20 protein-coding genes and 1 riboswitch are annotated in these 26296 nt (G+C 63.0%); of the genes, 10 read left to right on the forward strand and 10 right to left on the reverse strand.

Annotated features, from left to right (window positions below; all coding sequences use genetic code 11):
* Positions 1–124: 124 nt before the first annotated feature.
* Entirely contained in the window at positions 125–1021 is an 897-nt protein-coding gene (locus tag BRD58_RS05640) for a LysR family transcriptional regulator (RefSeq protein ID WP_073381939.1), read from the forward strand.
* On the opposite strand, the gene BRD58_RS05645 is transcribed toward BRD58_RS05640, so the two are convergent.
* A complete protein-coding gene (locus BRD58_RS05645) occupies positions 974–2407 on the reverse strand; it encodes an MmgE/PrpD family protein (protein ID WP_073381943.1) in 1434 nt (477 codons plus the stop codon). The genes BRD58_RS05640 and BRD58_RS05645 overlap by 48 nt on opposite strands.
* Before the next feature lie 55 nt (positions 2408–2462).
* The gene (purB, locus tag BRD58_RS05650; protein WP_073381948.1) at positions 2463–3827 is read right to left on the reverse strand and encodes an adenylosuccinate lyase; all 1365 of its coding nucleotides are present in this window, start codon (positions 3825–3827) and stop codon (positions 2463–2465) included.
* A 436-nt stretch (positions 3828–4263) separates the two neighbouring features.
* Between purB and metC the strand changes: the two genes are divergently transcribed.
* From metC to thiD, 5 genes are all read left to right on the forward strand, one after another.
* A complete protein-coding gene (gene metC / locus BRD58_RS05655; protein WP_073381952.1) occupies positions 4264–5427 on the forward strand; it encodes a cystathionine beta-lyase in 1164 nt (387 codons plus the stop codon).
* 68 nt (positions 5428–5495) lie between these two features.
* Positions 5496–6866, forward strand: a complete 1371-nt coding sequence (gene dcuC, locus BRD58_RS05660; protein WP_015461145.1) for a C4-dicarboxylate transporter DcuC — start codon at positions 5496–5498, stop codon at positions 6864–6866.
* A 109-nt stretch (positions 6867–6975) separates the two neighbouring features.
* Positions 6976–7383, forward strand: coding sequence for a hydroxyisourate hydrolase (gene uraH / locus BRD58_RS05665; protein ID WP_015683286.1), 408 nt, complete (start codon positions 6976–6978; stop codon positions 7381–7383).
* 98 nt (positions 7384–7481) lie between these two features.
* Positions 7482–7578, forward strand: a riboswitch (TPP riboswitch).
* 34 nt (positions 7579–7612) lie between these two features.
* A complete protein-coding gene (gene thiM / locus BRD58_RS05670; RefSeq protein WP_012847922.1) occupies positions 7613–8416 on the forward strand; it encodes a hydroxyethylthiazole kinase in 804 nt (267 codons plus the stop codon).
* Positions 8413–9228 carry a bifunctional hydroxymethylpyrimidine kinase/phosphomethylpyrimidine kinase gene (gene thiD / locus BRD58_RS05675; protein ID WP_012847923.1) on the forward strand — a complete coding sequence of 272 codons (816 nt, stop codon included), beginning with the start codon at positions 8413–8415 and terminating at the stop codon, positions 9226–9228. The genes thiM and thiD overlap by 4 nt, the downstream gene beginning before the upstream one ends.
* A 10-nt stretch (positions 9229–9238) precedes the next feature.
* On the opposite strand, the gene BRD58_RS05680 is transcribed toward thiD, so the two are convergent.
* Positions 9239–10108, reverse strand: a complete 870-nt coding sequence (locus BRD58_RS05680) for a hypothetical protein (RefSeq protein WP_012847924.1) — start codon at positions 10106–10108, stop codon at positions 9239–9241.
* A gap of 214 nt (positions 10109–10322) precedes the next feature.
* On the opposite strand from BRD58_RS05680, the gene BRD58_RS05685 reads away from it, so the two are divergent.
* The 3 genes from BRD58_RS05685 to BRD58_RS05695 all read left to right on the forward strand — a co-directional run bounded on the left by BRD58_RS05685 (position 10323) and on the right by BRD58_RS05695 (position 13400).
* Positions 10323–10778 (forward strand): inhibitor of vertebrate lysozyme family protein, encoded by a 456-nt coding sequence (locus tag BRD58_RS05685; RefSeq protein WP_012847925.1) that lies wholly within the window; start codon positions 10323–10325, stop codon positions 10776–10778.
* 124 nt (positions 10779–10902) lie between these two features.
* Positions 10903–11541 carry a DsbA family protein gene (locus BRD58_RS05690; RefSeq protein WP_015461148.1) on the forward strand — a complete coding sequence of 213 codons (639 nt, stop codon included), beginning with the start codon at positions 10903–10905 and terminating at the stop codon, positions 11539–11541.
* A 914-nt stretch (positions 11542–12455) separates the two neighbouring features.
* Complete coding sequence (locus BRD58_RS05695) at positions 12456–13400, forward strand: LysR substrate-binding domain-containing protein (protein WP_012847928.1); 945 nt, start codon at positions 12456–12458, stop codon at positions 13398–13400.
* Positions 13401–13872: 472 nt separating this feature from the next.
* Here BRD58_RS05695 and trhP read toward each other — a convergent pair whose 3' ends face one another.
* The 7 genes from trhP to BRD58_RS05730 form a co-directional block, all read right to left on the reverse strand.
* Positions 13873–15240, reverse strand: a complete 1368-nt coding sequence (gene trhP / locus BRD58_RS05700) for a prephenate-dependent tRNA uridine(34) hydroxylase TrhP (protein ID WP_069578348.1) — start codon at positions 15238–15240, stop codon at positions 13873–13875.
* A 229-nt stretch (positions 15241–15469) separates the two neighbouring features.
* Positions 15470–15811: a YegP family protein gene (locus BRD58_RS05705; RefSeq protein ID WP_012847930.1), complete on the reverse strand. Its 342-nt coding sequence runs from the start codon at positions 15809–15811 to the stop codon at positions 15470–15472.
* Positions 15812–15968: 157 nt separating this feature from the next.
* On the reverse strand, positions 15969–16673 hold the full coding sequence (gene baeR / locus BRD58_RS05710; RefSeq protein ID WP_172454868.1) for an envelope stress response regulator BaeR: 705 nt from the start codon (positions 16671–16673) through the stop codon (positions 15969–15971).
* Between the two features lie 133 nt (positions 16674–16806).
* On the reverse strand, positions 16807–18180 hold the full coding sequence (baeS, locus tag BRD58_RS05715) for an envelope stress sensor histidine kinase BaeS (RefSeq protein ID WP_012847932.1): 1374 nt from the start codon (positions 18178–18180) through the stop codon (positions 16807–16809).
* A 16-nt stretch (positions 18181–18196) separates the two neighbouring features.
* The gene (gene mdtC, locus BRD58_RS05720; protein WP_073381956.1) at positions 18197–21277 is read right to left on the reverse strand and encodes a multidrug efflux RND transporter permease subunit MdtC; all 3081 of its coding nucleotides are present in this window, start codon (positions 21275–21277) and stop codon (positions 18197–18199) included.
* Positions 21274–24402, reverse strand: coding sequence for an MdtB/MuxB family multidrug efflux RND transporter permease subunit (locus BRD58_RS05725; RefSeq protein WP_012847934.1), 3129 nt, complete (start codon positions 24400–24402; stop codon positions 21274–21276). The genes mdtC and BRD58_RS05725 overlap by 4 nt, the downstream gene beginning before the upstream one ends.
* Positions 24399–25625, reverse strand: a complete 1227-nt coding sequence (locus BRD58_RS05730) for an MdtA/MuxA family multidrug efflux RND transporter periplasmic adaptor subunit (protein ID WP_139263884.1) — start codon at positions 25623–25625, stop codon at positions 24399–24401. The genes BRD58_RS05725 and BRD58_RS05730 overlap by 4 nt, the downstream gene beginning before the upstream one ends.
* Before the next feature lie 301 nt (positions 25626–25926).
* On the opposite strand from BRD58_RS05730, the gene ppnP reads away from it, so the two are divergent.
* On the forward strand, positions 25927–26214 hold the full coding sequence (ppnP, locus tag BRD58_RS05735) for a pyrimidine/purine nucleoside phosphorylase (protein WP_012847936.1): 288 nt from the start codon (positions 25927–25929) through the stop codon (positions 26212–26214).
* Positions 26215–26296: the final 82 nt, after the last annotated feature.

Here is a 26296-nt window from a genome sequence, read left to right on the forward strand (position 1 = left end):
ATTTATCGATCTATCCATGGATTTAATCTAGCCGCAATCACTGTATTCTCCTTTTAGGCTGGCGCCGATCTTCATGACTTATTATTCTGCGTTATTCCCTTGCGCCGCCGGAGCGAGATAAGCCATGCCTACACGCAGACAGCCCATTATTAATCTGGATCTGGATTTATTACGCACCTATGTCGCGGTGGCGGATAGCCACAGCTTTGCCGCCGCGGCAGAGACGGTATGTCGTACCCAGCCAGCGGTCAGCCAACAGATGCAGCGTCTGGAGCAGATCGCGGGGCGGCCGCTGTTTATTCTGCAGGGGCGCAATAAGACGCTGACGGAGGAGGGCGGATGGCTATTGAATTATGCCCGACGTATTTTACGGCTGAATGATGAGGCCTGCCTTTTCCTGCGGCGGGAGGATATTGACGGCGTGCTGAAAATAGGGTCGCCGGACGATACGGCCAATACCATTTTGCCCGATCTGCTGGCGCGCTTTTCCACGGCCTACCCGCGCCTGACCATGGATATCGTGGTGCAGCGCAGCCCCTTTTTGATGCGGATGCTCGCCGACAATGCGCTGGATTTGGCGATCTCCACCGAGGAGTGCGTCGGTTATCCGCGGATTACCCTGCGAGCCTCCCCCTCCCTGTGGTTTGCCGGGCGTCGCTATCAGCCGGATTTTTCCCGCCCTCTGCCGCTGGTGGTGCTGGACGAACCCAGCACCTATCGCAGCATGATGATAAGCCATCTTGAGCGACACGGGATCCGTTGGCGCATTGCCTACATGGCCACCACCCTGTCCGGGGCCCGGGCGGCGGTGCGCGCCGGGCTCGGCATTATGGCGCGCTCTCTGGAACTGCTCGGCGAAGATCTCGGGGTGCTGGATGAGCGGCACGGCCTGCCGCCGCTGCCCGCCATCCGCTATAACCTGTATCTGAACACCGTCAGCCCCGCCCGGGCCGCCCACATTCTGTTCAATACCCTACAGGCGGAGCTGGCGCGCGCGGACGGCGCAGCGGGGAGCGTATAGCGAGTCAGCGGCGGGGGGCGTCAGCAGCGCCGCCAGCGTTGCCGGGGCGCAGGGGGCGCCGTGCAGCAGCGCGTCGGCCAGCGCCAGCGCCTGCTTATCGGGCAGGCATCGCCCGGCGTTGGCCAGAAACTTGGCGCGGACGGCCGACGGCGGCAGCGGATTGTCCGGGTTGCCGTAGTTGATCGGCAGGGCCTGCTGCAGCTGGCGCCCGTCGTGGAGCCATACCGAGATCAGGCCGGGGAAATAGCGCGGAAAGTCGATCTCACCGGGGTGGGGATAGCGGTAGCCGATCCTCTGCGCCAGCTGCAGAAGCGCCGGGCGCGCCAGACTCGCCGGCGCCAGCGAGGCCAGGGTCAGATCGTCGTCCATGATGACGGCGGCGACCAGCCAGGGCAGGCTGAATTTTGCGGCATAGCTGCTCTCTGGACGGTACTTGGCCGCGGGCGGCTCGCAGATCAGCGCGGCGGCGACCGGATCGATGACGCACTCGATCCGGGCTATCTGCGCGGGGGTAATGCCGCGGCGGCGCAGCTGACGGGCGCAGTCGAGCGTCGCGTGGGCAAAGTGGCAGCAGGGATAAGGCTTAATGGAGACCTGCATCAGCTGCCACGACTCGCCCAGCCCCTGGGTCAGGCTCTCCAGGGTCGCCTCCTCCGGCTGTCCATGGGTTTTATACAGGCCGAAGCGCCCTTCAAATATGGTCTGCGGGCCGCTGACCCCCGCTTGACCCAGCCGCGCGGCCCAGATACCGCTCAGGGCAGCCCAGCCCGCATGAAAACACTTGGCGTCATCGCTGTGGGTTAAAAATTCGGTCACGCCGGCGGCCTGGCTGCCGGCCAGTCCCAGGGCGTGACAGGTTTGCTGCGGCGTTAGGCGCAGCAGCACCGCGGCGCAGGCGCAGGCGCCAAAGATCCCGGCGACGGCGGTGGCGTGAAAGCCGCGCCGGTGAAAGCCGCCGTTGGCCGCCAGACCGACGCGGGCGGCGATCTCCCAGCCGATAGCCCAGGCGCTCAGCGTCTGCTCGGCGCTGCTGTTACAGAGCTGGCCCAGCGCCAGCGCGACCGGGGTCAGCAGCGCGCTGCCGTGCAGGATGGCGCCGGTATGGGTATCGTCAAAGTCCAGCGCGTGTGCGGCGATACCGTTGAGCAGCACCGCCTGAGAGAGGGGCGCCCGCTGAGGGGTTCCCCATACCGGCAGGGTGGCCTCGCCGTCGGGTACGTCCGCTAGCGTCGTTTGGGCGCGGCGCGCGGCGTTTTGTTCGGCGCCCGCCAGCGCCACGCCAAAGGTATCGAGCAGGTGTAGGCGAGCGCGGTCGCTGACCGCCGCCGGCAGCGCCAACTGCCCCTGTGCGACGATAAAGCGGCTGAGGGTGTGGCTGAGCGTCATGGGAGGCTCCTAAACTGGGGAAGAGGGGGACCGCCAGCGAGGCGGCGGACGCCGGTTACTGCAGCCAGCCTGCGCTGTCGACCGCGGCCAGCAGGCGATCGACCTGCCGCGGGGCGTGACCGACATAGGTGGTCGGATCGAGCAACGCCTCCAGCTCTGGGCGGGTGAGATGGGCGCTGATGCGGCTGTCGTCATACAGAACCTGGCTGAAGGGGAGCCCCTGCTCCTGCCCGCGCATCGCCGCCGCGTACACCAGCTCATGGGCGCTCTGCTTTCCCGCCTTCTCCGCCAGCGCAAACATGACGCGCTCCGCCAGCATGAAGCCGCCGAGCAGATCCATATTGGCGCGCATCCGCGTACCGTTGACCGTCAACCCGCTGAACACGGAGCGCATGTTGTCCAGGATCACCGAGAGCATCAGACACAGCTCCGGCATAATCTTCCACTCGGTCTTCCATACTGCGCCATCGCGCTCGTGCTGGTGTTTCATCATGTCGCTCAGCACGCTCAGGTTGGCCTTGAGGGCGTTACTGACGCAGGCGGCATTCTCCGCCACGGCGGGGTTGCGCTTATGCGGCATGGTGGACGATCCGACCTGCCCCGGGGCAAAGAACTCGGTCAGCTCGTCGACTTCGTTATGGGCCAGCAGCAGGATCTCGTTGGCTATCTTGCCGAGCGTCGCCGCGATAAGCCCGATCGTCATACCATATTCGCTCAGGCGATCGCGCGCCGGCTGCCAGGAGATCTCCGGCGTTTCCAGCCCAAGCCGGGCCAGCACCCGCTGCTCCAGCTGCGAGGCCCGTTCGCCAAAGGAGGCCTGGGTTCCGACGGCGCCGACCATACTGCCGACAAACAGGCGTGGCTCCAGCGCGCGCAGGCGCTGATAGTGGCGCCCCATTTCCGCCAGCCAGATCGCGCTTTTGTGGCCAAAGGTGATCGGCAGCGCCTGCAGGGCCAGGGTGCGTCCGCTCATCGGGGTATCGCGATGGCGCGCGCTCAGCTGATACAGGCTGCGGCCAATGGCCTTTACGTCGCGCAGAAATACGCCGTGTGCCTGCTGTAGCTGCAGGATCAGCCCGGTGTCGATGACATCCTGGGTGGTGGGGCCAAAGTGGACATACTCGCCCGCCCCGGCCGGGCAAGCCCGCTCCAGCGCCCGGATCGCCGGCACCAGCGGATGACGGGTCAGGCGCAGCTGCTCCAGCAGATAAGCGAAGTCCAGTTTTTCCAGCCGGGCGCTGTCGGCGATGGCGCGGGCAGCGTCGGCGGGAATGATGCCCAGCTCGCCCTGCTCCAGGGCCAGCGCGGCTTCATAGTCCAGCCATTTCTGGATCCGGGTCTCATCGGAGAAAATCAGGCGCATCTCCTCGGTCGACCAGGCATTATTTAATAACACGGAATCAAACACACTTGAGCCCATATAAATACCTTATATGCGTTAGATGAGTTTTATTTTAATTCGCGATGGAAACAGGGAAATATCGCCACCGGATCATGTTGCCGCGCGCTGCATCAATATAGTGTGAAAAAAACCGCGTAGCGCTGCAATATGGCGGCGTCCTTTTTTCATTGAGTTGTTCTAATACGTTATTGCTTTTCGCTAATGTATTTATTGAATTCTACGGCGTTGAGCGTGGCGCGCGAATAACGCCGTCGACAGAAAACAATTAGCGGCATGCAACGCACGATAAATATAATTAACCCGTTATTGGTAGCTTTATTTCGCCTTTCCTGTGATGGTCATAAAACGATCTCTTCTGGTCATTCACGCCGCGCTGTGCCGTATTGCAGGGAACGCCTGTCGTGCGGCGTAGCCAGCGTGCTGTCTACGTTCGTCTTTTTTCTGCGGGAGAAGCATGATGGACCCCATAACCTACCTGATCCACGGCGAGCGCCCAGCGGGGCCAGTGACGCCGGTCAATCCGCCGCTGATGCGCGCCAGCACCATTCTCTTTGACTCTTTACAGACCTGGCGCGAGACGCGCAGCCGCCGCCAGCGGGAGCGCGTGCTGAGCTATGGCGCCCGCGGTACCGAAACCGGCTTTGCGCTGGAGCGAATGGTGACGACGCTGGAGGGCGGACACCGCTGCCAGCTGTTTCCCACCGGCTTGGCGGCGATTGGGTTCACCATCATGGGCTATGCGCGCACCGGCGGCCATGTGCTGTTTTCTGACGCGGTATATGAGCCGGTGCGCAAGATTGCCGCCTGTCTGCTGCGCCCCAACGGGATCGACTATGACTTCTTCCGCGCCGACGGCGCCGATGTCGAGCAGAAGATCCGGGCCAATACCCAGCTGATCTTCGCCGAGTCTCCCGGCTCCCTGCTGTATGAAATGGTGGATTTACCGGCGCTGTGTCGCCTGGCCCACGCGCGTGATATTCCGGTGGCGGTCGATAACACCTGGGGATCGGCCTTTCTCTACCACCCGCTGCGCCTGGGGGCGGACGTCTCGGTGATCGCCGCTACCAAATACCTCGGCGGTCACTCGGACGTCATGATGGGCATGATGGTGGCCAGCGAACGGGCCTGGTCGCGCATCGGTGCGCTGCCGGAGGCGCTGGGGCAGAGCGCCAGTCCCGATGACGCTGCGCTGGTGCTGCGCGGAATGCGCACGCTGGCGCTGCGTATGACGGCGCATGGCACCGCCGCGCTGCGGGTGGCCCGCTGGCTGCAGGGACGTCCCGAGGTGGCGCGGGTGCACAGCCCGGCGCTGCCGGATCACCCCGGCCATGCGCTGTGGCAGCGCGACTGCAGCGGCAGTAACGGGCTGCTGACCCTGGAGTTCGCCGCGCGCTATAGCCAGCGTCAGGCCGATGCCTTTATCGATGCGCTGACGCTGTTCGGCATCGGCGCCTCCTGGGGCGGCTTTGAGAGTCTGGTCCTGCCGGCCAACGTTCAGAGTGCCCGCTCGGTCGTGGACTGGCACAGCGGGCGCGGGCCCTATGTCCGCCTGCATATCGGGCTGGAGTCTGTCGACGACCTGATCGCCGATCTGCAGCAGGCGTTTTCGGCGCTGTAGCGGCTGAGCTCAGCGCCGCCTGTGCGCTGGGTCCTTATTTTCTGCGTCTTGCACTACGGGATACTATGATGACGGGTCTACTCTGTGCCGCTTTGGTGACGGCACTCCTGATCGCGCTGTTCGCCAAAGGATATAAAACGCAGCCGGTGCTGTTCCTGGCGGGTTTTTTACTGCTGCTGCTGACGGCGCTGTTCGATCTGGGGCCGCTGCTGCCTGCAAAGAGCGGCACCGGCGCCAAATACTTTGATATCTTCAAGGTATTCAGCGATATTCTCAGCTCGCGCCTGGCCGGTCTGGGGCTGACGCTGATGGCTATCGCCGGATTTTCTCGCTACATGGAGCACGTCGGCGCCAGCATGGCGCTGTTTCGGGTTTTCGAACAGCCGCTGAAGCGGGTGCGCTCCCCCTATCTCCTGCTGACGCTGTCGTTTCTGGTAACGCAGATCCTGGTTATCTTTATCCCTAGCCACGCCGGGTTAGGGATGCTGCTGATGGTCACGATGTACCCGATTCTGATCCGGTCGGGGATCAGCCCGGCCTCGGCGCTGGGCGTGATCGGCTGCTGCCAGTTTATCGATCACGGTCCCGGCTCCGGTAACGTGGTCTTGGCGGCGCAGACGGCGCAGCTGGAGCCCGCGGTCTATTTCGTTTCACATCAGCTCCCCTTTACCCTGCCGATCATCTGCGCCGTGGCGGTCACCCACTACGTTGTCCAGCGTTGGTGGGATCGCCGCGATGGCTTTGTCTTTGACCCCCAGCAGACGATAGGCCATGAGGCGGATACGCGCGATGCGCCGCCGCGTATCTACGCTATCCTGCCGGTGATCCCTTTGGTATTGATTATCGGCTTTAGTCCGCTGTTTCATCCGCTGATTAAGCTGGATGTGACCACCGCCATGCTGATCAGCACCGTTGTCGCGCTGCTCTTCGAGTTTGTGCGGCTGCGCAGCGCGCGGGCGGTTCTGGACAGCTTTATGCTGTTTTTTGAGGGAATGGGGCGCCAGTTTGTGCTGGTGGTTTCGCTGATCGTCTGCGGGGAGTACTTCGCCAGCGGCCTGCTGAAGATCGGCGCCGTCGATACGCTGGTCTCTGCGGCTCAAGACGCAGGGTTTGGCAGCGGGGCGATGATCGTGGCGATGAGCGCCGTGCTGGCACTATCGGCGTTTTTGATGGGCTCCGGCAATGCGGCCTTTTTCTCCTTTGCGGCCCTGATCCCCAAGATCGCCGCCTTCCTCAAGGTGGACGTGGTGACGCTGCTGCTGCCGATGCAGATAATGACCAGCTTCGGCCGTACGGTGTCGCCGATTACCCCGGCGATCGTGGCGATTGCCGGCATCGCCGGCGTATCGCCTTTCCTGGTGATTAAGCGTACCGCGATTCCGATGGCGGTCGCGGCGCTGATGAATCTGCTGCTGACCTTTACCCTGCTGCCGCTGTAGCGCGCAGGGTATGGGGTGATTGCGCTGAAAAGATAACGAAAAGTTTAATAAAGCGGGGGACGCATTTTGCTAGGCTGCCGAAGGGATGACATAACATGGGAGCCCAGTGATGAAAAAAATGCTTTTACTTACCGCGATGTTATCTGTAATCGGCGCGGCGGCGCAGGCCGCGCCGGTGGGCACGCTGAGCGTGCATATCCTGAATCAGCAGACGGGAAAACCGGCCCCCGGGGTGGCGGTGATGCTGGAGAGGCAGGATGGCAGCGCGTGGCGTGAGATCGCCCACGCCGCGACGGATAACGACGGCCGCGTCCGCTCGCTGTACCCGGCGGCCGCCGATATGGACCCCGGCGTCTATCGGGTGACCTTTAAAACGGGCGCCTATTTTCATGGTCAGGGGCAGGAGACCTTTTTCCCGGAGGTGCCGGTCTTATTCCAGGTAACGCAGCAGAATGAAAAGCTGCATGTGCCGCTGCTGCTAAGCCAGTATGGCTACGCTACGTACCGCGGCAGCTAACGTCGCCCGCGCGGTGTGCCGCCGCGCATTTACAATCGTCGGCGTGAGTATTATCCTGCCGCTGGATTAACCGTGTGTTAATGACAGTATTTTGATGAACAACTGACTCGGGGTGCCCTTCTACGTGAAGGCTGAGAAATACCCGTATTACCTGATCTGGATAATGCCAGCGTAGGGAAGTCACGGTGTCTGACCGCGCCGCCTTCTTCACGCCGGTGGGAGAGACGCCATGTTGACACAACCCGCCCCCCTGCCTGATGCGCTGTGCGCTCAGGCGCTGATGACCTTACGCCAGCGCGCGCCGCTGGTTCACTGCCTGACCAATGAAGTGGTGCAAAGTCTAACGGCCAACGTGCTGCTGGCGCTGGGCGCAGCCCCGGCGATGGTGGTGCAGGCCGAGGAGGCCCGCCAGTTTGCGGCGCTGGCCGACGCACTGCTGATCAATATCGGTACGCTGTATGACGCGCGCGCCGACAGTATGCTGGCGGCGATTGAGGCGGCCAACCTAGCAGGAACCCCCTGGGTTCTGGATCCGGTGGCCGTCGGCGCGCTGCGCTACCGCAGTGATTTCGCCCATCGTCTGCTGCACCTGCGCCCGGCGGTGATTCGCGGCAACGCCTCTGAGATCCTGGCGCTGGCCGGCGCCCCCTCGCGCGGACGCGGCGTCGACAGTCAGGATGATGCGCTGGCGGCGCTGCCGGCGGCAGCGGCGCTGGCGCGCGATAGCGGCGCGGTGGTGGCGATCACCGGCGCCAGCGATTACGTGACCGATGGAGATAACAGCTACCGGATTGACGGCGGCGATCCGCTGATGACCCGGGTCGTCGGTACCGGCTGCGCGCTGTCGGCGGTGGCGGCGGCCTTCAGCGTATTGGACGATCGTCTGACGGCGGTGGCCAGCGCCTGTCGGGTGATGGCGCTGGCGGGTCAGCGGGCGGCGGCGCAGGCCAGCGGTCCCGGCAGCTTCACGCCCCATTTCCTGGATGCCCTGTATGGCCTTCAGCCCGCCGTCATCGCGGGGGAGGGGGCATGAGTATGCGCGCAGAACGGATTAATGCCCTGACCATCGCCGGTACCGATCCCAGCGGCGGCGCCGGGATCCAGGCCGATCTCAAAGCCTTTTCCGCGCTGGGCGCCTATGGCACCAGCGTCATCACCGCGCTGGTGGCCCAGAATACCCGCGGCGTACAGTCGGTTTACCCTATCGACACCGGGTTTGTCCGGGCGCAGCTGGACTCCGTGCTGAGCGATGTGCGTATCGACAGCGCGAAAATTGGCATGCTGGCCAGCGCCGATATCGTCGCCTGCGTCGCTCAGACGCTGACGCGCTACCCGCTGCCGTACGTCGTTCTGGATACGGTTATGGTGGCCAAAAGCGGCGATGCGCTGCTGGCGCCGCAGGCCGTCAGCGCGATTCGCGAGCAGCTGCTGCCGCAGGTCTCGCTGATCACCCCCAATCTGCCGGAGGCCGCCGCGCTGCTGGGGTGTTCGATGGCGGAAGATGAGACGGCGATGGTTGCCCAGGGTGAAGCGCTGCTGGCGCTGGGGTGTCAGGCGGTATTGATGAAGGGGGGACACCTGCGGGGCGGGGAGAGCCCCGACTGGCTGCTGACCCGCGACGGCGCCGCCGAGCGCTTTAGCGCGGTGCGCGTGGCGACGCGCCATACTCACGGGACGGGCTGCACCCTGTCCGCGGCGCTGGCGGCGCTGCGCCCGCGCCATGAGGACTGGCGCGCTACCGTTGCCGCCGCGAAGGCGTATCTGCAGGGGGCGCTGATGGCCGCGGACTCCCTGCAGGTGGGACAGGGCATTGGCCCGGTGCACCACTTTTACCGCTGGTGGTAAGAGGCTGGAGTTAGGCGGCGGCGTGCTGCGTCGCTAGCGCATTCAGCGCGGCGAGCCGCTGCAGGTGCTCGGCGTCGAAGCGGTTGAGGGTGAAAAACGGCATTTCAGCGTCCGGGCGCAGCGCCAGGGCCAGCGTCGGTTTATCCGCCTCGCCGGCCAGCCAGCCGATCAGATAGCTGGCCTGACGCTGCGGGCTTTTCCAGCTCAGCAGCAGCGAGGGCCACGGGTTGGATTCGCTGGCGGCCCGAGTGGCGATGAACAGGCCATCGTACCAGCGCCCGGCGTAGTCACCGTCGTGCTCCAAGGTCTGCGGATCGCGCTGTAGCCACTGGTGCAGGCGGCTGACCGCGTCGCAGCTCAGGCTGTTCTCCAGCGCCTGCCACTGCGGATAGCCATGGCTATGCTGCCAGCAGGCGATACCCAGATAGTCATTGATCTCCGCCCACCAGCCCGTCATCTGCTCACGCAGCGTGGTATCGCGTACGGCGCGGTAGGGAACCAGTCGCCGATCGCCGGCGGCCAGATCCTGTAGGGCGACCAGCGGCAGGGTTTTCGGTTTACTGCGCAGGGTGGCCCACAGCAGCAGCTTGGGAATGCGCGGCGTAATGGTCTGCACGCTGAAACGATACGCGTCGCCGACGGAGAGGACTACGCCGCTGGAGGTGCCGCGTTTGTCCTGATAGTTACGGATGATAACCAGCGGATTGAACGCCATCCATCCAGTCAGGTAGCTCTCCTGCGGGCGATCGGCGTGGCCAAAGGCGTCGACCCGCTGGCGGATGGCCGAGCAGTCCAGCGCATCAAGCGCGCCGGCGGTGGCGGCATCGTAGCGCTCGCGCGCGAGGGCGGGCAGCGGGGGAAGGGTAATCATATCGCTCATAGTGGTGGTATCCAGAAAAACGTGGGCGGGCCAAGCTTACCCTAAAGCCCGGCGGCGAGACCGACGCCAAGGCACTTTTCTGCTATAGATCAACTTTTTCCGATTGAGGATGACTGATAAAAATAGTAAATATTTTATTTATGAGCCCGCAGTGGCGTAAATAAATGACGGCGCCGTTCCGCATCGGCGTCGCGACCTCAATGAAGGAGTTACCATGAAAACGATCGTCGGGGCGCTGGCCGCCCTTCTGTTGGCCTACGGCGCACCGGGCATGGCCGACGAGACTATTCCGCCCTCGTTATCCGAGCTGATGGCTCAGCCGTCATATCAGCAGAGCTGGAAACAGGCGCTGCAGGGAGAGAAGGATCTGCCGTCGTGGGTGCGCAGCGGACAGGGAACCTCTGCGCCGCCGCAGACGCTGACTTGGCAGGGCAAGGCGTATCAGGTCGGCATGGTCTGCCAGCCGCACAACTGCGGCAACCGGCAGCTGTTTATCGCCTTCAGCGCCGATCGACGTCAGGCGTGGGCGCTGCGCGTAACGCTGCCGGACAGCGATGCGGCGATGCTGCAGCCTGCCAAGTATGCTCGCTTTCAGTGGCTGGGCAATCCGGACGCCTCCCTGAAAGCGCTGCTGATGCAGCAGGTAACGTCGCAGCCGGATTGGAAATAGCGCGCGTCACGCGTACGCTGCCGCTGTATCAGCGTGTAATCCGGTGTAATTAATCGTAAATCCGTACGGCGTTCACCGTGCGGAATGCTACTCTGCGCACAAGTTGACTTGATACGGTAAAGTGATGATGAAAACGAGACTCTTCCAGGCCGCCGCTGGCCTGCTGGTACTGTGCTCCGTTGCCGCTCAGGCCGCTGGGTATCAGGAAGGAAAACAGTATACCGACATGCCGAAAGCCGTCCCCGGCGCGCCTGCGGTCGTCGAATTTTTCTCTTTCTATTGCCCGCCCTGTAACCAATTTGCCAACGTTTACCGCATCGGTGAGGCGGTAAACGGGGTCCTGCCGCAGGGGGAGAAGGTGGTGAAATACCACGTGAGCTTCCTGGGGCCGCAGGGACCGGCGCTGACGGAGGCGTGGTCTGTCGCGCAGGCCCTCGGCGTGTCGGATAAAGTGGAAAAGCCGCTGTTTGATGCGGTGCAGGTGAAGCGCAGCATTAACTCTCCGGCGGATATCCGCCAGGTATTTATCGACTCCGGCGTTGCGGCGGCAGAGTATGATGCGGCGCTGAACAGTTTTGTCGTGAAATCGCTGACCGCGCGGCAGGAGAATGCGGTGCAGGCCTTCGGCGTGCGCGGCACCCCGTCGTTCTATGTCGCAGGTAAGTACCAGATTAAAAATGATGGAATGCAGGCGACCAGTATCGATGGCTATCGCAGTGAATATGCGGACGTGGTGAAGTTCCTGCTGGCTCAGGGTAAATAACGCGCCCCTCTGCCGATAAACGCCTGGGCTAGCGCCCGGGCGTTTTTTTTGGCACTTGCAACGCCCGTGCGCCAATGGCGCTGGGACCACGGAGCGGAGAGGCGCGACAGGTCGATGCCCGGTCGCATAGCCTTCGCCTTCAGCGTCCCTCTCGTGAGCCGCATTGGCGGTGATCTGCGCGCCACCGCGTCACTGGCGACAGGGGATGGCGGCATCGCGCCGGTGGTTAGGGAGCGCCTCAGGATCAACCGCGGCGGCGCTAATCGGGCTATATTCATTTGCGGATGCCATGATCATGGCGGCTTATTTCGCCCCGCGTCGAGCTGATAACCTAAGCCAGGTATATTACGCTCACTGGATGGGATGATTCGGATATGCCTTTTCTATCGCGGGCAAAGAGAGCGCGCCGCGGTAACGGATTAATGGTATGCCGCCGCGTTATTTTTATCAAAATAGCCGATCTTCACGTAGACGCTGCTGCTCTGTATTTTTACCATGCTGCCTATTATTATTAGGATATATCCGTATAGACAACGAGATAATTCTGTTAGTCGACGTGTGCGGAGATCAATATACTCACCGCGTATCTCTGTCCGGGCGCACTGATGCCGAGAGGATTATTTCTCTCGGTCATTATCAACCGCCGGCGCGCGGGCGTTATCTTACGTATTGATCACGCGCTATTGCGCATCGCGTGGGGAGGCTCAATCCATGCGCTATAGTATGCAATTATTAAATAAATAATTGGTGACACATATTTAATATATATGCTTGTCGGTGCTATTTTATCGGAACAGTACGATTTATCTCACTGTTATGGCTGAACCTATTGAGTTATTAGTGTGAATGTATAAGCTGTCCTGAAATGGTCAATATGAAGAATGCCATTTAAAACATAAGGATAGTGTATTTGTATGGAGCGTTCTAATCACAGTAATTTATTGCATTTAAAGGGATTCGATCTCAATCTGCTGACCGTATTTGAGATGGTGTTTTTACACAATAGCGTTAGCCGTGCGGCGGCGGCGATGGGCACCACGCCCTCGGCGGTGAGTCAGTCGCTGCAAAAGCTGCGTCAACACTTTGACGATCCGCTATTTATCCGCGCAGGCAAGGGCATTTCGCCAACGGCGCTGGGAGTCTGCTTGCATGATCAGATCGCTCAGGGGCTGTCGCTGATTGAAAATACCCTCAACGCGACGCTCTCCGCCAAGCAGCGCCGTAAGTTTGTCGTTTTCGCCCCCTGCTGCGTGGCGCTGCAGGTGCTGCCCGCCGCCGTCAGCGCCCTTGAGCGTCTCGGCGCCGGGTATGAGCTGCTGCACTACAGTGGGTATGCGGATTATCATCCGCATACCATTGCAGAGCAGCTGCTGAATTTTCGTAAGGCCGACGTGGTGTTCAGCACGACGCCGGTGACGGCGCATGCGGTGCACTGCCTGCCGTTTGCGAACGAACCGCTGGCGCTCGTATGCCGCGATGGGCATCCGCGCCTCGGGGAGGCGTGCAGCGAGGTGCAGCTGAGCGGAGAACGGTTTGTGATCCTGCAGCGTGCTCATAGCGACGGGGATCGCTTTGCATTTCTGCACGGCGGTCGGGTGGTGCTGCGTTCGGACTCCTTTATCTCGATTCTGGGGGCGGTCAGCCACAGCGATCTGCTGACGGTTTTGCCGCGGGAGGTCGCGCTGCGCTACGGCTCCGCCTTTAATCTGCGGGTGGTGGAGACGGCCTTTGCGATCCCGCCGATCCCCCTCTATCTCACCTATAACAAGCGTTCCCTGCGCAACCCCGAGTTCCGTAATCTGCTTGACGTGCTGACGGACACCGCCTCTCTGAGGAGCATGGTGCCGCTGACGGCGTGAACCGATACGATCGCCTATCGCTGCGCCGCTTCGCGCCGCGATGTGGTGCCTGCTCCGCCGGCTTATTTTTAGCTGAACGGATTCAGTTATTCCTGATTATTTCTACGCTGCGGGATAAATAAGTAATTAGTAACGATTGTCTTTTGATTTTGATAGATGCGAAATATCGATGAATATATTTCGCTACGGTATGACGATAATAGTGAGCTCGGCGTATCGGCGATTCATGCTAAGATTTTTGTTTAAAATCAGCTAGTTATAATTTCATTGTTAGAGTGAGATTATTCTTTGCAAAAAAGAAAACCAGCCCAAGGGAGATTGGGCCGGCAAGGAGGTGGTTCCTAGTATTGCTATTTCGTTATTGCTTTTTGTGTGGCAATAATAACCATGACGACGTCACTTTAGTGTGATCGTCATCGGGTATTATCAAAAAAATAAAAAAAGCCGGAATTAATCCGGCTGGGGCAGAACATTATTGAGCGTGAGGATTGCGGGTGCTGACGCCCGCGCCCTGTAGGTTACGCATGAGCAGGGCATAGGCCAGATCGATCTCCGCCGGTAGCAGAATATAGACCGTATGTCCGTTGCCCGGCGCGACGTCGGTCGGCTGGCCCTGCTTGTCGCGCAGATCGTCCAGGGTGAACTGAATATTGCCCTGCGGCGTCATCAGCTCCAGGCTATCGCCGCGGGAAAATTTGTTTTTCACCAGCACTTCAGCATAGCCATCGCGGCGCTCGCCGCTGAGCTCGCCGACGAACTGCTGGCGATCGGAGACGGAGTAGCCGTAGTCATAGTTCTGCTGATCTTCGTGGACGTGGCGACGCAGGAAACCTTCGGTATAGCCGCGGTGCGCCAGTGACTCCAGGGTGGTCAGCAGGCTGGGATCGAAAGGCTTGCCGGCTACCGCGTCATCAATCGCTTTGCGGTACACCTGCGCCGTGCGGGCGCAGTAGTAAAACGACTTGGTGCGCCCCTCAATTTTCAGCGAGTGCACTCCCAGCTCCGTCAGACGCCCCACGTGCTGGATGGCGCGCAGATCCTTTGAATTCATAATGTAGGTGCCGTGCTCGTCTTCGAAGGCGCTCATATACTCGCCCGGGCGCATGCTCTCTTCCAGCATGAAGACCCGGTCGGTCGGCGCGCCGATGCCCAGGGTGGGGTCGACCTGCTGCACCGGGATCGGCTGGTGCTGATGCACAATATTGCCGACCTCGTCCTCTTTGCCTTCCTGCACCTTGTATTCCCAGCGGCAGGCGTTGGTACAGGTTCCCTGGTTGGGATCGCGCTTATTGATATAGCCTGACAGCAGGCAGCGCCCGGAATAGGCCATGCACAGCGCGCCGTGGACAAACACCTCCAGCTCCATCTGCGGCACCTGTGCGCGGATTTCGGCAATCTCCTCCAGCGACAGCTCTCGCGACAGGATCACGCGAGTCAGCCCCATCTGCTGCCAGAATTTTACCGTTGCCCAGTTGACCGCGTTAGCCTGTACCGACAGATGAATCGCCATCGACGGAAACGCTTCACGCACCATCGAGATCAGGCCAGGATCGGACATGATCAGGGCGTCCGGCCCCATATCGATGACCGGCTTGAGATCGCGCAGAAAGGTTTTCAGCTTCGCGTTGTGCGGCGCAATATTGACCACCACGTAGAACTTCTTGCCCAGCGCATGGGCTTCCTGAATACCCAGCGCCAGGTTTTCATGGTTGAACTCGTTGTTGCGCACGCGCAGGCTATAGCGCGGCTGGCCAGCGTAAACCGCGTCGGCGCCATAGGCAAAGGCGTAACGCATGTTTTTCAGCGAACCGGCCGGGGACAGTAATTCCGGAGTAAACATAGATGACTCTCTCGTTCTGATCACAGGTCAGGCTGCAGCGTAGGGCGCGCCTCATCGTCATCCGTGCGCGCTGACGCCACGCGCGGAGAGGGGAGCGGCCCTAGGGGCTTGCAGTAAAGGCGGGCATTATAGAGAGTTGGCGCGGGCAGTACAATCAAGGCCCCGCGGTGCCCGGAGCCTTGTCGGTGCTGCGCTGTGCTCGGCAGAAACGGGCCGGCGTGGGATCCCGTCACTGCCCGCGGCTCAGATCGCGGATATCGCGGGTCTGGGCATTCTTTTTAACGGACTGGATCCCTTTACGGGCGGCGCTTTCGGAGCTGTAGTGCTCGCTGTGGCCGATCACCTGATGGTTCTTGGCCTTGAGTAAAAAGTAGGGTTGCTCCCCCTCACAGCACAGCTCATACTGCGCGTCCTCGACGGCGTTGGTCTGCACGGAGAGAATGCCGTTTTCGACCGAGGCGTGGGAGGCGTACATTTCACTGCTGAGGATCACCTCGCCGTTACCGGCCTTGAGGTTGAAATGAAACCGCCCATTCAGGGTGCGTTTGATCTCGTAATAGCCCATTGTCATGGGTATCTCCTTGCCTGTGTTACGATAACGAATCCGCCATCGCCGCGTGGCGAATGGCGGATTATGGCGGGATACTGTCCATAGTAGTATAGCGTTCATCGGCGCGGACGGCGGCGCGGGCGCCGAAACCGCACGTATCGCCACGGCGGGAGAGGTCTCAGGCGATGATGCGGCAGGGGGCTCCCTCCCAGCGGTAGCCGACGCCATACACCGAGCGGATGAGCGGCTCGTCGCCCTCGACAGGCTCAAGCTTGCGCCGCAGATTTTTGATGTGGCTGTCGACGGTGCGGTCGGTGACCACCCGGTAGTCGTCATACAGGTGGTTGAGCAGCTGTTCGCGGGAGAGGACGCTGCCCGGCTGGGTCGCCAGGGTCTTCAGCAGACGGAACTCCGCCTGGGTCAGATCCAGCGGCTGCTGGCGGTAGCTGGCCTGAAAACGGCTTTCGTCGATGAGCAGCGGCGCCGGCTCGGAGAGGGTATCCTGCAGCCCGCAGCGGCGCAGAATCGTCTTCACTCGGGCGACCACCTCGCGCGGGCTATAGGGCTTGCAAATATAGTCATCGGCGCCGATCTCCAGCCCCAGCAGGCGATCTATCTCCTCGATCTTGGCGGTGACCATCACGATCGGCACCTCGGAGGTGCGGCGGATCTCGCGGCACAGCGTCAGGCCGTCGACGCCCGGCAGCATCAGATCCAGCAAAATCAAGTCGCAGAGATGCTCCTGCAGATAGGGCAACACCTCGTCGCCCCGGCTCAGCCAGTGGGGACGATAGCCGGCGGCGATCAGGTAGTCGATCAGCAGTTGGCCCAGCTTGGGCTCATCTTCAACGATCAGGACGCGCGCCCCCTGCGGTTCGGGCATCAGCGGGGTGGTGGCAAGCATATTCATCGGTCTACTCCCGGTTAGGCATCATCAGGTTAAGGCTCGAACGGCGCTGGCGCACCGGCCGGGGATATCGCGCCGCAGACGGGGGGCGCCCGGCGTTTACGGCGGCTCAGGTCTGCTCCTCCAGCGGCAGCGTGACGGTCATCGCGACGCCGCCCAGCGGCGAGTGGCTGGCGCGCAGGCTGCCGCCGTGGGCGGCGACGATATTCTGGCAGATGGAGAGCCCGAGCCCCGATCCTCCGCTGGCGCGGTTGCGTGAGCCCTCCGCGCGGTAAAAGCGCTCAAAGATATGCTGCAGCTGCTCTTCGCTGACCCCCGGCGCGCTGTCCTGCCAGCACAGCGTCAGCGTATCGCTACGCTTCTGGCCCACGATCTGCAGCTCGCCGCCGCTATCGGTGTAGCGTAGGCTATTTTCCAGGAGGTTGTTAAACAGCTGCAGCAGGCGATCGGGATCGCCGAACACCCGGGCCTCGTCCGGCAGCCGCAGGGTCAGACGGATCCCCTTGGCGGCCAGCCGATCGCGAAACGCGCCGGCGGCGGCCTGCACCAGGGCGCTCGCCTCGATGGGGCTTTTACGGTAGGCCAGGGCGCCGGCGTCGGAGAGCGACAGCTGGTGCAGATCGTTGACCAGCTTGGTCAGGATGCTGACCTCCGCCTGCAGCGAGGTCAGTGAATCGGGGGTGAGGCGTCGCACCCCATCCTGCAGCGCCTCTAGCTCTCCGCGCAGCACCGCCAGCGGCGTGCGCAGCTCATGGGAGACGTCGGCCATCAGCGCCCGGCGGATCTGTTCGTTGCGCTCCAGCGTGGTGGCCAACTGATTGAAGTCCTGCGCCAGCTGCCCCAGCTCGTCGCGGCTGCTGACGTCGACGCGGGTGGCAAAATTACCGGCGGCCAGCTGGTGCATGGCGTTGATCAGCCGTTTGACCGGCGCCAGCATGCCGCGCGATAGCAGCAGGGTCACCGCCGCCGCCAGCAGGGTCGCCAGGGCGACGATAAACCAGCTGGTGCGGCGCTGCTGGCGATCAAAGTTAATATCGGTATTGCGCGTTAGGCGCTCGGGCGGGGTCGTCAGCACCCAGCCGACGTCGCGCCCCTGATAGCGTATCGCGCTGCGGATACCGTCGCTCGGCAGGCTCCCCTGCGGGCCGACCAGGCGCTGCCCGTTGGCATCGATGACCCAAAATGGGGTGCGCCAGCCGTGGGGAGGCAGGCTGCCGTGCAGATTGCTGCTCTGTTCGATATCACGCATGATCCTAAAGATCATCCGCTCATTGTGGCGCAGGAAGTCCCAGTTGCCTTCGCGGGCGTACAGGGTTTCCAGCTCGCTGGCCATCAGCTGTACCCGCTGTTCATTGCCGTGGCGGATATAGTCGATAAAGCCGCGCTCAAAGCTGACGCGCACCCCCCAGTGCATGATGATCAGCACCAGAATGCAGGTGGACAGGATGGCCAGAAAGAGTTTGGCGGAAATGCCCAGTCTCATGATTTCTCCTCGGGGCTCAGTGCGCCAGCGGCGGCAGGGCTTTCTGTCGACTGACGCGGGCACGCAGCTTCTCCATATACAGGTAGACCACCGGGGTGGTGTACAGCGTCAGGATCTGGCTGACCAGCAGGCCGCCGACGATGGTGATGCCCAGCGGCTGACGCAGCTCGGCGCCGTCGCCGTAGCTGAAGGCCAGCGGCAGCGCGCCGAACAGGGCGGCCAGGGTGGTCATCAGAATCGGGCGAAAGCGCAGCTGACAGGCCTGATAGATGGCGTCGCGGGCGCTCAGGTGCTGCTCTCGCTCCGCCGTCAGGGCAAAGTCGACCAGCAGAATGGCGTTTTTCTTCACCAGCCCTATCAGCAGCATGATGCCGATCAGCGCGATCAGGCTGAAGGGCGCGTTGAACAGCATCAGCGCCAGCAGGGCGCCGACCCCGGCCGACGGCAGGGTCGACAGGATGGTCAGCGGATGAATATAGCTTTCATACAGCATGCCCAGCACGATATAGACCGTGGCGATGGCGGCCAGGATCAGGAGCAGCTGGCTGCTCTGCGCCTGCTGAAACAGCAGGGCGGTGCCGGCAAAGGTGCCGCGCAGAGAGGGCGGGGTGCCCAGGGCGGTCATGGCACGCTCGATGGCGTCGCTGGCGTCGGAGAGCGAGCCGTCCGGCGGCAGGTTGAAGGAGATGGTGGCCGCGGCGCTCAGCCCCTGATGGTTAACCGACAGCGGCGCGTTGGCCGGCAGCCAACTGGCGAACCCGGACAGCGGGATCGGCTGCCCGGCCTGGTTGATGATAAACATCTTATCCAGCGCCCGCTCATCCTGGGCGTAGCGCGGATCGACCTCCATCACCACGTGGTATTGGTTAAGCGGCTGGTAGATGGTGGAGATTTGGCGTTGGCCAAAGGCATTGCTCAGCAGCGAGTTGACCTCGCTGACCTCGATCCCCAGCCGCGCCATGGTCGGGCGATCGTAGGTCAGCAGCATCTCTGCCCCCTTGTCCTGCTGATCGGTGCTGACATCGGTCAGCTGGGGCAGGGCGGCGAGCACCTTGCGTACCTGCGGCTCCCAGTGGCGCAGGACGGCGAGATCGTCCGACAGCAGGGTGTACTGATAGCTGGCGTTGCCCTGGCGACCTCCCGCTCGAATATCCTGCACCGCCATCAGAAACAGGTTCGCGCCCGGTTCATGGGCCAGCTTAGCGCGCAGACGGGCGATGACCTGTTGGGCATCCTGTTTCCGCTCGCCCAGCGGCTTAAGGGCGATAAACATCATTCCGCTGTTGACGCGGGCGCCGCCGGTGAAGCCGGTGACGTTTTCTACGTCGGGATCGGCGCGTACGATGCGCATAAAGTCCTGTAGCTTACCGCGCATGGCCTGAAACGAGATGCTCTGATCGGCCTGAATAAAGCCCATCAGCCGCCCGGTATCCTGCTGGGGGAAAAAGGTTTTTGGAATGCTGATATACAGCCAGATGTTTAATCCGATCACCGCCAGCAGCATCAGCAAGACCCAGCGGGCGTGGTCCAGCGTCCAGCTCAGGGAGCGGGCATAGCCCTGCTGTAGCAGCGCCGATAGGCGGCGTAGGGCGGTCGGGCGTCCCCCGCCGTCGTTGCGGCGCGGCCGCAGCAGGCGGGCGCACATCATCGGCGTCAGGGTCAGCGCGATCAGCAGCGAGATGGCGATGGAGACCGACAGCGTGATGGCGAACTCATGAAACAGGCGCCCGGGAATGCCGCCCATAAACAGCAGCGGAATAAAGACGGCGACCAGCGACAGACTGATGGAGAAGACGGTAAAGCCCACCTCGCGCACGCCGACCAGCGCGGCGCGGCGGGGGCTCAGGCCGTTCTCGATGTGGCGGGCGATGTTTTCCAGAACCACGATGGCGTCGTCCACCACAAACCCGCTGGCGATGGTCAGGGCCATCAGCGACAGGTTGTTCAGACTAAAGCCGCACAGATAGATGGCGGCGCAGGTGCCGATAAGCGAAACCGGCACCGTGACCGCCGGGATCAGCGTGGCGCGGGCGGAGCGCAGAAACAGGAACACCACCAGGATCACCAGGCCGATGGCGATAGCCAGCGACTGCTCGACCTCGCGCAGGGAGGCGCGGATGGTCGGGGTACGCTCCTGGGCGATATCCAGGGAGACCCCGCTGGGCAGCAGCGCCCGCAGCGCCGGAAGGTCGCTGCGCAGTCGGTCGACGGTTTCGATGATGTTGGCGTCGGCGCTGCGGCGGATCATGATGAGGATCGCCGGCTGACCGTTGCTCATCCCGGCGTTGCGGACATCCTCGACGCCGTCGCTGATCTGGGCGACGTCCTGCAGCCTGAGCGGCGCGCCGTCGCGGTAGCGGATGATCAGCGGGCGGTAGTCTTGCGCCTTCATCAGCGTATCGTTGCTCTGCACCTGCCAGCGGTGCTCGTCATCGGCGACGGCGCCCAGCGGGCGGCGGACGTTGGCGTTGGCGATGGCCTGGCGCACCGTATCCAGCGAGGTTCCCTGATTGAACAGGGCATCGGGACTGAGATCGATGCGCACCGCGGGCAGGGAGCTGCCGCCGACCGAGACATCGCCGACGCCGTCGATTTGGGCGATTTTCTGCGCCAGACGGGTGGAGGCCAGATCGTAGAGATCCCCCTGGGTATACTGCGTCGAGGTCAGCGTCAGGATCGCGATGGGCGCATCGGACGGGTTGGCCTTGCGATAGCTGGGGCGCGACGGCATGCCGGAGGGCAGCAGGCTCTGGGCGGCATTCAGCGCGGCCTGGACATCGCGCGCCGCGCCGTCGATATTCCTGTCGAGATTGAACTGTAAAATGATGCGGGTCGTGCCCAGGCTGCTGCTGGAGGTCATCTCATTGACCCCGGCGATGCGCCCCAGCGCCCGCTCCAGCGGGGTAGCGACCGAGGCGGCCATGGTCTCTGCCGAGGCGCCCGGCAGGGAGGCACTGACCATGATCACCGGGAAATCTACCTGCGGCAGCGGGGCGACCGGCAGCAGGCGCAGGCCGAGCAGTCCCGCCAGGGTGATCGCCAGCGCCAGCAGGCTGGTGGCCACCGGGCGGTTGATAAACAGGGAGAAGCCGCTCATCGCGCCGGGACTCCCCGCGTCGGGCGGTGGGTGTTACGCGCCAGACGATCGAAGGCCAGGTAGATGACCGGGGTGGTGAACAGGGTCAGGATCTGGCTGACGATCAGCCCGCCGACCATACAGATCCCCAGGGGCTGACGCAGCTCCGCCCCGACCCCCTGGCTGAACATCAGCGGCAGGGCGCCCAGCAGGGCGGCCATGGTGGTCATCAGAATCGGGCGAAAGCGCAGCAGGCAGGCCTGATAGATGGCGTCGTGCGGCGCCATGCCCTGCGTGCGCTCCGCCGCCAGGGCGAAGTCGATCATCATGATGGCGTTCTTCTTCACGATGCCGATCAGCAGGATGATACCGATGATGGCGATCACATCCAACGCCTGCCCGCTGATCATCAGCGCCAGCAGGGCGCCGACCCCGGCCGACGGCAGGGTCGAGAGAATGGTGATCGGGTGAATAAAGCTTTCATACAGAATCCCCAGCACGATATACATCGCCACGATGGCCGCCAGAATCAGCCACAGGGTGCTGTCCAGCGCGCTCTGGAACGCCAGGGCCGCGCCCTGGAAGTGCAGCGTCATGTCGGCCGGCATTCCGATCGCGCGTCGGGCGGCGTCGATTTCGGCGATGGCCTGCTCCAGCGTGTAGCCGTCGGGGACGTTGAAGGAGAGGGTCGCCGAGGGAAACTGGTCGAGGTGGTTTATCGCCAGCACGCCGTGGCGCTGCTCTACGGTGGCGATGCTGGCCAGCGGAATGGCGCTGCCGTCGGCGGCGGTCAGGTAGATGCGCTGCAGCGCCGTCAGACCATCCTGATGGGCGCGTTCCTGCTCCAGCACGACCCGGTACTGGTTGGACTGGGTATAGATGGTGGAGATCAGGCGCTGGCCAAAGGCGTTATACAGGGCGTTGTCCACGTCCTGCATCGCGATGCCAAGGCGGCTGGCGCTGTCGCGGTTGACGTTGACGTACGCCACCAGCCCCTGATCCTGCCAGTCGCTGTTCACGTCTTTCAGCATCGGCGACTGGGCGAGACGCGCCTGCAGGCGCGGCACCCAGGTCTGTAGCTCATCCAGCGACATGGCCTGCAGGGTGAAGGGATAGCGCGCGCGGCCCGGCAGGGTATCGATGGTCATATCCTGCACCGGCTGTAGATACAGCGAGATGCCACCGACCCGGGCCGCCAGCGCCTGCAGGCGGGGGATGATGCGATCGATGCGATCGCGGCGGTCGGCCAGCGGTTTTAAGACGATCTGCAGTCGCCCGCTGTTGAGCGCCGGGTTGACGCCGTCGACGCCGACGAAGGCGCTGACGCTGGCCACGTCCGGATCGCGCAGCAATGCTTCGCTCAGCTGACGCTGGCGCTCAGCCATAGCGCTGAAGGAGATCGACTGCGGGGCGTACACCGTGCCCTGGATCAGGCTGTTATCCTGCTGCGGGAAGAACCCCTTGGGGATGATGAGGTAGAGCAGCACCGTCAGCATCAGGGTGGCGACGGCGACGCCCAGGGTGATCCGCGGATGGCGCAGCGCCAGACGCAGCGCGCGGCCATAGCCTGCGATCAGGCGCTGGAACTGTCGCTCGCAGGCCAGCGAGAAGCGGTTTTGACGCCGCAGGCTCTCCTGGCTCAGCAGACGGGCGCACATCATCGGCGTCAGGGTCAGGGAGACGACGGCGGAGATCAGAATGGCGACCGCCAGCGTGACGGCGAATTCGCGGAACAGCCGACCGATAATATCGCCCATAAACAGCAGCGGGATCAGCACGGCGATCAGGGAGAAGGTCAGCGAGATAATGGTGAAGCCGATTTCACCGGCGCCTTTTAGGGCGGCGCGCAGGGGGGGATCGCCGTTCTCCAGATGACGCTCGATGTTTTCGATCACCACGATGGCGTCGTCCACCACGAAGCCGGTGGCGATGGTCAACGCCATCAGCGTCAGGTTATTGATCGAAAACCCCAGAAAATACATCGCGGCGAAGGTGCCGATCAGCGACAGCGGAACGGCGACGCCGGGGATCAGGGTCGCGGGCAGGTTACGCAGGAACAGGTAGATCACCATCACCACCAGCGCGACGGCCAGCAGCAGCTCGTGGCGCACGTCGCTGACGGAGGCGCGAATGGTCTGGGTGCGGTCGTTCAGGACGCTGATTTTGACCGAGGCGGGCAGGCTTTCGCGCAGCTGCGGCAGCTGGGCCAGCACGGCATCGGCCGTGGCGATAACGTTGGCGCCGGGCTGGCGCTGCACATTGATGACGATGGCCGGATGATTATTGGCCCAGGCGGCCAGCTGGGTATTTTCTGCCCCTTGCTCGACGCTGGCGATATCGCGCAGGTAGACCGGTGCGCCGCTGCGGTAGGCGACGATCAGGTTCTGGTACTCCTGCGCCGATCTCAGCTGATCGTTGGCGTTCAGGGTGATGGCCCGGGTAGGGCCGTCCAGGCTCCCCTTGGGCGAATTCACGTTGGCGTTGGCGATGGCGCTGCGGATCGTCTCGCTGCTGAGGCCGTAGGCCGCGGCGGCGGCGCCGTTCAGGCGCACGCGCACGGCCGGGCGCTGGCCGCCGGCCAGGGTAACCAGTCCGACGCCGCCGACCTGCGCGATCTTCTGGGATATTCGCGTCTCCACCAGATCTTCGACCTGCGGCAGGCTGAGGGCATCGGAGACCACCGCCAGCGTCAGGATCGGCGGATCGGCGGGGTTGACCTTGCTGTAGATCGGCGGGTAGGGGAGATCGTTCGGCAGCAGATTGGTCGCGGCGTTGATCGCCGCCTGCACCTCCTGCTCCGCGACGTCCAGCGCCAGCGACAGCTGGAACTGCAGCGTGATCACCGATGCACCGCCGCTGCTCTGCGACGACATCTGCTGCAGGCCGGACATCTGGCCGAACTGGCGCTCCAGCGGGGCGGTGATCGCCGAGGCGGTCACGTCGGGGCTGGCACCGGGATAGAGGGTGACCACCTGAATGGTCGGGTAGTCGACCTGCGGCAGCGCCGACACCGGCAGGGCGCGGTAGGCGACCAGACCGGCCAGCAGAATGGCGATCATCAGCAGGGTGGTGGCGACCGGGCGCAGAATAAACAGGCGCGAGGGGCCGCCGCCGCGCGGAACCGGGGAGGAGGGCGTCTGGCTCATGGCTGCGGGGTATCCCCGTGGTCCGCGGCGGCGTCAGGGCGCTGAGCGGTGATGATGTCGACCTGCCCCCCCTCCGTCAGCCGATCGATGCCGTCGGTTACCACCTTGTCGCCCGCGTTGACCCCCTGTTGTACCACCAGCGCGTCGCCGTCGCGCGCGCCGACGCTGAGGCCGCGCTTATGCACCCTGTTCTCGGCGTCGACCACCCAGACAAAGCGCCCTTCACGGCCGGTCTGTACCGCCGCCGCGGGAACCAGCAGCACCGGCGCCTGGCTGGCGACCTGCAGGCGCAGGTTGACGAACTGATTGGGGAACAGGCGATCGTCCTGATTATCGAAGCGGGCCTTGATCTTCAGGGTTCCGGTCGCGGTGTCTATCTGGTTGTCCAGGCTGAGCAGATGGCCGGTCGCCAGGCGCTGGCGATCGCTGCGATCCCAGGCTTCGGCAACCAGCGTACCCTGGCGCTGCAGCGCCTGCTGCAGGCGAGGAATATCCCCCTCAGGTAGGGTGAACAGCACGTCGATGGGGTGGGTTTGGGTCAGCACCACCAAGCCATTGGTATCCGCGCTGCTGATATAGTTGCCCTCATCGACCTGACGAAGACCGGCGCGGCCATCGCCCGGCGCCCGGATACGACTGTAGTCCAGCTGCAGCTGGGCGCTATCCACGTTGGCCCGATCGCTGACCAGGCTGGCCTGCGTCTGGGCGACCAGCGAAGCCTGGGTATCCAGCTCCTGACGCGAGACCAAATTATCTTTGGCGAGGCGCTGGTAGCGCACCAGATCGCGTCGGGCGTTGTCCAGCAGCGCCGTATCGCGCGCCAGCGCTCCCTGGGCCTGCTGCAGCTGGATCTGGAACGGGCGTGGGTCGATTTCAGCCAGCAGATCGCCGGCCTTCACCTGCTGCCCCTCCGTGAAGTGCAGCTTCATCAGCTGGCCATCGACCCGGCTGCGCACGGTCACGGTATTGGAGGCGGTGACGGTGCCCAGCCCGCTGAGGTAGCTGTCCTGCGCGGCGCGGTGCACGACCGCCGCCTGCACGGGAACCGTCTGCGCCATGCCGCGTCCCGGCCTAGCGTCGCGCTGGCGCGCCGGGCTTCCGCCGGCGTCGGCGGGCGACGCAGAGGAGACGTGATGCCAGGCGAACGCGCCCAGCAGGAGCAGCAGAATTAACAGCCCGCAGAGCTTGGCGCGCCGGGAAGAGAGTGCGGATATAACGCTCATGTGACGGTAATTCTCCTGCAGACGCCCGATGGGCGGAATCCATGATGAAAAGACGCCGAACGGGAGCGTCGAGCGCAGCCCCGGATGGTCGTAAGTGTATTGTAGCCGTTTGCTGCGGCGGCAAAATGGAGGAAATATGAAAATCGTGCGCATCGCAATGGAAAACCGTCGCACGCCGGCGTTTTTTAGCCGATCGTCGCGTCCGCCCGCGCTGGCGATCGCACCCTGAAGAAACGGCGCGTGACAGTCCCCGTTTTTTTGACCAAGATGAGACGACTACTCACGTTAAAGAGGCCACACTATGCTGAATGTTAATGAGTATTTTGCAGGGAAAGTGAAGTCGATTGGCTATGACAGCGGCAGTATCGGCCGCGCCAGCGTGGGAGTGATGGAAAAGGGCGAGTATACCTTTACCACGGATCGGCCGGAGGAGATGACGGTGGTGACCGGCGCGCTGCGCGTGCTGATCCCCGGCGCGCCGGACTGGCAGGTGTTTACCCCGGGAGAGACCTTTTTTGTGCCGGAGCACAGCGAGTTTAACCTGCAGGTCGCGGAGCCCAGCGCCTACCTGTGCAAGTATCTGAGCTGATCGTCTGACGGGCGAGGGCGGCGCGCCGCCCTCAGCCTCTTCGCCTTACCTCGACGGCGGCACCCGCCGTCTAAAAATCCCA

Origin of the sequence: Edwardsiella piscicida (assembly GCF_001896205.1) — a bacterium.
Classification (GTDB): Bacteria; Pseudomonadota; Gammaproteobacteria; order Enterobacterales; family Enterobacteriaceae; genus Edwardsiella; species Edwardsiella piscicida.

Excerpts from the sequence above, each read along its gene's own strand:
- BRD58_RS05725 (WP_012847934.1), bottom strand. The coding sequence starts at position 24,402 with ATGAGCCAGACGCCCTCCTCCCCGGTTCCGCGCGGCGGCGGCCCCTCG.
- BRD58_RS05680 (WP_012847924.1), bottom strand. The coding sequence starts at position 10,108 with ATGAGCGATATGATTACCCTTCCCCCGCTGCCCGCCCTCGCGCGCGAG.
- trhP (WP_069578348.1), bottom strand. The coding sequence starts at position 15,240 with ATGTTTACTCCGGAATTACTGTCCCCGGCCGGTTCGCTGAAAAACATG.
- baeR (WP_172454868.1), bottom strand. The coding sequence starts at position 16,673 with ATGCCCGAACCGCAGGGGGCGCGCGTCCTGATCGTTGAAGATGAGCCC.
- BRD58_RS05705 (WP_012847930.1), bottom strand. The coding sequence starts at position 15,811 with ATGACAATGGGCTATTACGAGATCAAACGCACCCTGAATGGGCGGTTT.
- uraH (WP_015683286.1), top strand. The coding sequence starts at position 6,976 with ATGAAAAAAATGCTTTTACTTACCGCGATGTTATCTGTAATCGGCGCG.
- dcuC (WP_015461145.1), top strand. The coding sequence starts at position 5,496 with ATGACGGGTCTACTCTGTGCCGCTTTGGTGACGGCACTCCTGATCGCG.
- baeS (WP_012847932.1), bottom strand. The coding sequence starts at position 18,180 with ATGAGACTGGGCATTTCCGCCAAACTCTTTCTGGCCATCCTGTCCACC.
- BRD58_RS05730 (WP_139263884.1), bottom strand. The coding sequence starts at position 25,625 with ATGAGCGTTATATCCGCACTCTCTTCCCGGCGCGCCAAGCTCTGCGGG.
- mdtC (WP_073381956.1), bottom strand. The coding sequence starts at position 21,277 with ATGAGCGGCTTCTCCCTGTTTATCAACCGCCCGGTGGCCACCAGCCTG.
- BRD58_RS05685 (WP_012847925.1), top strand. The coding sequence starts at position 10,323 with ATGAAAACGATCGTCGGGGCGCTGGCCGCCCTTCTGTTGGCCTACGGC.
- ppnP (WP_012847936.1), top strand. The coding sequence starts at position 25,927 with ATGCTGAATGTTAATGAGTATTTTGCAGGGAAAGTGAAGTCGATTGGC.
- purB (WP_073381948.1), bottom strand. The coding sequence starts at position 3,827 with ATGGGCTCAAGTGTGTTTGATTCCGTGTTATTAAATAATGCCTGGTCG.
- BRD58_RS05695 (WP_012847928.1), top strand. The coding sequence starts at position 12,456 with ATGGAGCGTTCTAATCACAGTAATTTATTGCATTTAAAGGGATTCGAT.
- BRD58_RS05640 (WP_073381939.1), top strand. The coding sequence starts at position 125 with ATGCCTACACGCAGACAGCCCATTATTAATCTGGATCTGGATTTATTA.
- metC (WP_073381952.1), top strand. The coding sequence starts at position 4,264 with ATGATGGACCCCATAACCTACCTGATCCACGGCGAGCGCCCAGCGGGG.
- BRD58_RS05645 (WP_073381943.1), bottom strand. The coding sequence starts at position 2,407 with ATGACGCTCAGCCACACCCTCAGCCGCTTTATCGTCGCACAGGGGCAG.
- thiD (WP_012847923.1), top strand. The coding sequence starts at position 8,413 with ATGAGTATGCGCGCAGAACGGATTAATGCCCTGACCATCGCCGGTACC.
- BRD58_RS05690 (WP_015461148.1), top strand. The coding sequence starts at position 10,903 with ATGATGAAAACGAGACTCTTCCAGGCCGCCGCTGGCCTGCTGGTACTG.
- thiM (WP_012847922.1), top strand. The coding sequence starts at position 7,613 with ATGTTGACACAACCCGCCCCCCTGCCTGATGCGCTGTGCGCTCAGGCG.